General features: G+C 47.4%; 1 protein-coding gene. It reads left to right on the forward strand.

Going from position 1 to position 5,983, the window contains the following annotated elements:
• Positions 1–245: 245 nt before the first annotated feature.
• The coding region (locus KDK19_RS19740; RefSeq protein ID WP_257292693.1) for a hypothetical protein at positions 246–5,983 on the forward strand (5,738 nt) is incomplete at its 3' end.

Below are 5,983 nucleotides of genomic sequence, written 5' to 3' on the forward strand. Positions count from 1 at the left end.
CACCATGAAGATGTATGAGCATGGCTGGGAGAAATACTTCAGGGACAATGTGCCTGAATGGTCATTCTCCCACGCAAAAAGTATTCCTTACTCTTACACTCTGGGTACCTTCTACGAATGGCAACAAAGTGGTGACAGGACAGCCATGAGCAATTGACAGCCATGGGTGATTAACCGTTGCTCCCTCGCCTGGTGTGGACCTCACTTTTCACAGTGACAAAAGTACTCAGCTCTGAGGTAATAGAATGACATGTGCCCGCCCCAATGCATTAAGTCTTGCAGTGGCCGTAGCCATCAGCTCTTCCATCACTGTCACACAGGTACTGGCCGATCGCAGGCTGCTGACAAAGTCTGTCGATATTCAGAGCAATGGACAGGCGGTGTATATCCTGAGTGAGGTTGTGGTTCAGCCAACTTTGGGTGATAACCAGCAGCCAATACCCAAATCCATTACAACTACCTACCCTGATCAGACTGAAGTCAATGCGGGTTACGACGTTCCTTCTGAAGGCTTCACAGACGTTCTTTCTGGCATCGGGGGCGGCGTTTCCATGGTTGATCAGTTTGAAACAAGCAAGGATGACGTTGCCAGGAAGTACACCAAAGTCCTGAAGGTCGGTAATGAGGGGGTATTCAAGTTCACCCAGAACCTTGCAGAAAAGGTGCTGGTCATTGAAGTCAGAGACGGAATGATCCATCAGAATTCAATTGCGGCTGTTCGAGCTCAGTCAGGTGATGTACAACCCTTAGAACCGCTAACAAAAATCGCCAATCCCGAACATCTGGCCGGAGTGCTGAAAGGTGCGCATGAAAGAGCAGGAAACCTGGGCGAAGCTGATAACTACGTTGTCCTTGCCACCATTGAAGTAGACGAAGTTGAAGTAAGAGGGCGCACTTTCATGCGTCTTATCGCTTCCGGTGATCAGCCTCCTGAATTGAGGCGTCTGGGTCAATCGCTCTTTGTCAACGATGAAGTTTTACTTGCAGCAGCCACCTCTGCTTACACCCAGGTTCATGTTCTGGGGGAAGATTTACAACAGCAAGCTCTGAATGATCTCTTGTCATACCATCAGCCCGTCGGCTATGTTGTACACGTTAGAGATGAAAGACAGGCTTATCCAATGCCTGTTGGTTATCCAAAACTGGAAGTAACTGAGGCCCGGGGGGAAATTATTGTTTTCCGCGGTCAGAAACAGAACCCGACCGACATCGCTTTTGTGGAACGCCTCAACAGCTTCCAGGAAGAAAATAACCCTAATAACCCCACTCCCGCCGTAGCACAGGTAAAAAAAGACAAGGTCAAAAGCTACCAGTATGTCATTCGAAGCAGGCAGATGGCGCTACTGGAGGGGTTTGCTGAACGGTTGGATTGTTGCCGCGGTGCTGGTCTTGGCACATTAGAACTGAGTGCGCTTGCAGACTATGAATCTATCCAGCAGGCACTGACCATTGCCAGTTCAGATCAAGCAGATGAATTTGATTTCACAATAGGGCACATCAGGGTCGCTTCGTCGTTCTTCACACCAACCTTGTTTCATAATCAACTCGAAAAACACTTCAGCTTCAAACCCGTACTTAGAAATCTTCTGGCTAACCCGATCTTTATTAAGAACATTCAGCCAGTGATACTCTCGATGAGTGATACTAGCCAAACGAAGGCCAAAACGTCTGAGCATGACGAAGCGTTTATTTCCAACGTTATGAGAGAGACCTCCAGAAAGCTGATTGAAGTAGAAACTCAACTGATAGCGCAGGAGGCAAATGAAAGAGAACTCATCCAGCTCAGAAACCTGTTAAAACTCACTTCGGAGGAAGCTAATTGCAGTGAAAAGGAAAATCCGATAGCACTTTTGTTCTGTCAAGAATATGAGAATCAACTTGCAAACACTCGAATAGTAATTGTAAGAATGCAAAACCAGCTGGAGAAGCTAAAGCAGGAAGTAAAAAGAATTCCAAAGTTGCAACCAATGAGTGACGCCAGAGAAGAGTCCAGAAAAGCTTACAACACTCAACGGGCAGCAAACCTTGGTATTGTTGACTGGGATGATACCCAGCCACTCGGAGAACAACTCAGACATATCGAAAAAAAAATTCATCAAATTCACCAGATGACGGTCGCAACAATTATTGCAAAAGGAAAGCCTCTGCAACAAAAGGCAGACCCCATCGCAGAGGAGATCCGACTGGCCAGCATTGAAAATCAACTCGGTCTGATTCCGAACAACGAAAATGACCTGGAAGCCCGACACAAAGCCATTCTGCAGCTCTTTAAGCCGCATGCGCCTGAGGTCGTTTATCCGCCAGCTCAGCATCTACAAGAGCAGGCAGTCAAACGAATTTCAGAGCTGGAACAACAATTTCGTGATGCCAGAGCAGATGCTACAAAAGTTCGCAACACTCAAATAGCAGCAGAGCTTGGTATTGATGACTGGGATGATACCCAGCCACCCGAAGAACAAGCCAGTCTCATTAGACATGAAATCAAACAACTGGTTGCCGCAACCGGACAGCCAGTTGAAGAAGCTGTAAAAGCAAAACCAGCGGCCATTGGCGGCAAGCGCGATATTACGTCGATCAATGAAGGCGACCCGGATATCCTTCAGCCCATTAAACGGCACCTGCAACAAAAGGAAGAACTAACCGATCGGTTAATCCAGAATAATATGGCTTTAATTGATTATCGGTTCGGTATAATCACGGAAGACGCGAGCGATCGAATAATCCAGAATAATCTGGCGTACATTGAAGGTCAGCTTGGTCTGGTCCCGGTTGACGAAAAAGACCCGGGGATGCGTTGCCGGACCATTCAGCAACACATTAGGACACAGGACGCTCAGATCGAAAAAGAACTGGCAGAACGGAGTCACTGGATACAGAACCTTCAGAAAGAAGTCGATCGTACTCCCATTCTGAAAAAAGAAGTTCGTGAAGCGATAGCAGCAACATCGATTTCCGCAACGCCAGTTACCGCAACACCAGTTACCGCAACACCAGTTACCGCAACACCAGTTACCGCAACATCGATTACCAGATCAGGACAACCCGGGGAAGAAGCTTTAAAAGAAAAACTGGCGGCCACTGTCAGCAAGCAGGGTATTACTCCTGTCAATGAAAACAAACTGGATACCTGCTGTCGAAACATTCAACACCACCTGCAACAAAAGGCAGAACTAACCGATCGGTTAATGCAGAATATTCTGGCTAACACTGAAGGTCAGTCTGGTCTGGTTCCGGATAATGAAAAGAACCCGGAAGTCCGTTGCCAGAACATTCAGCAGCACCTTAAGTTGCGGGAAGTGCAGATCGATCAGCAATATCTTCAGCAACAGAGCACCAGAACAGATGCTAAAAATGAACCTGATATCAAAGCCCGCTATGCAACCATTGCCGCGCATTTAAACATTCAGAACTTTGATAGCAATGCAGATATTGACGCCCAACAAGAACGCCTGATTAAAAAACTTAAGAAAATAAATGCCCAGGGGCAACGTCTGCGTCAAAAACTTTATAAAATGCGCAAACAACGCGATATGGAGCATTCTTACACCAGGCTCAGGAAAAATGCTGTGGCGGCGATTCTTGATATCAAGCTGAGTGAAGACACCACACTGGAAGACCGCGACACCCTGGAGTCAACAGTACATGCCAAGCTCTTCAAACTTAAAGAGCTGGAAAAACAACTGCATGACATCCAAACACCAGGCCACCCCAAAGCCATGCCTGAAGTTCTTGAGACACTGAGTGCCGTAGAAAAAGCCCTTGAGATGAGTGACGTTGATGAAAACGATGGTGTGTATCTCCGTCGCGAGGATATTTCTGACAGCATGCAGGCATTCATCACAAAAGCCAGTGAGCGGGCAGAGGAAGAGGCCCTGGAAATACTGTCAGCCACAGAACAGGTGTTCAACATTAAAATCAATAGAGGTGATAACAAAGCAGCAAGACTTGCCAGGGTTCGTACAAGGCTTGATGCTGATGATGTCCCGGAGTACATGCTGGACAAGATATATAATATTGTCACACAAGAAAACCGCAGACTTGAGTACATGAAGAGTCTCAAACCCGAGAGCCCTCTTACAGATATTACCCTTTCTTATCCGAAAAAAGGGAGCCCGGAATGGCTCAGTATACTTCGCAGGCGCCTCACCTATAAAGTCGAAGAGGTCGATGAGCAAGCCAGTGAAAAACAGACAGGTTATCTTGCAGCTATAGAAGACAAGCTCAGGATATATCCTCATGAAAACGTTGCAGCCAGAGAAAGAAGCATGGCGTTCACTGCTGAGCTGGCCAGTAAGCTGCAGGTAGCGTTTGAGAAGGATGCCACCCTGCCTGACCGGAAGTATGCCCTAAGAGTCAAAATCAGTGAGTTACTGGACGAAGTGAGCAAAGACTGTGATGAAGAAGTTGCCAGAAGAGCCTGGAACAATGAAATGGCTCATCAACTCAACATTGGGGACTATAAAGACGATGCCACTATCGACGACCAGAACAGTCTGATTGAAAAAAAACTCCAGGCGCTGGATGAAGAAGTTTTTAATGCGGGTCAGCCTGACATTAACGAGCGCATCGCAGTCATTGAGAATGAGCTTGACAGGCAAGTGGCCCGGCTGGGGCCAAAACCCCGATACGTACTTGATCGTGAGGTAGCCAGGGCCAGACGAGTAGTAGCAGAAGCTGAAAGTGAGCTGGCAAGTGTTCATCACCAGTTGAATACTCTTCGTGGCAAAGGCCATGAAAAACTGAGAGCCAGAGCAGGTCTTAACATCCAGGGGGATGACCTCGGTACAGAGGAAGAAGCTGATTATTTTATTTCCAATGCAGCCTTTAAAGATCGTCAGGGACAGGACGAATTCGATGAAGCACTGGGTGAGCTGCCTTTAACCAGAAAAAAGTACGCTCAGGTCACGGAATTTCTGCATGAGCACGACATGAAAAGTATAGATTTAACCTGTGCAATGGCTGATGAGGATCTCGCAGAAGCGGCTCTGATTTGTAAAATACATGAGAATATTTTTAGTACCATCGATGATTTGGCTGAACCCTTACCAGGACAAATAACTGAGCTGTTTTTAGCCCTGAGGCATAAAAGAGAAGCTGTATCCAATGCAAAACAAGATCTGGCAGATTATCAAGCGCTTATTGGAGCCACTGAAAAAGCCGTGGGTATTAAACCCGCCCCTGCTGACAACTATGAACATCGGGTTAATGCCCTGCGAAACAGGCAACTACAATTGGGCGGCAATGATGCTACTGGTGGCGACATCGGGCGACTGACTCAGGAACAGGCTCGCTTGGAAAGTGAGATTGAAACCAGGAAAGCAGACATTGAGAGAATGAAGGAACTCCGGAAGGCTGCAGAAAAATCCGTCGAAAATGACGGTGGTCCCTTTCAGTTCACGCCGAGACAGGTCAAAGTTCTGACCGATATACGCGACTTCATGCAGCAGCACTCTCTCAAGAAACAAGCTCTGGAAGCTGCAATGGGTCTTGCAGAATTAGCTGTAGAAAGCGGTAAGGCAATGCCCTGCTTCACGACCTTCGATTTTGACGATGAACTTGCACCGGTCCGACTGCGGACACTGGTCGGAGAAAGTCTGACGTTTGATCAGGCCAACCGGATTGTAAAAGTCTTCAAACGCCTGAAAACGATCTTCCCGCTCCCCTCTTCCGAGCCTGTGGAAGGTCAACCTCTGAATGTTCTGGCTAAAGTCCAGAGGCTGGTTTTCAGAGCCAGGAATCAGCTGCAAAATGGGGCTCAGGAATACGATGAGGTCATTTACGGCATGGGCAAAACAGCCACTCATTACGTCGAGCATGAACCAGAGGACCTGAAAAGTTTTTCGGAATTCGTCACTACCCATTTTGCCAGTGGTCACAAGATTATCGCCCTGATGCGTGAAGGCCTGATCAGCAAGACTGAGATTGAGCACTACATGAAGGCCGTCAGAGGTGTCGACGGATATCAGACAGTGGATGAATTTGA

This window comes from Endozoicomonas sp. ONNA1 (assembly GCF_024606325.1).
Classification (GTDB): Bacteria; Pseudomonadota; Gammaproteobacteria; order Pseudomonadales; family Endozoicomonadaceae; genus Endozoicomonas_A.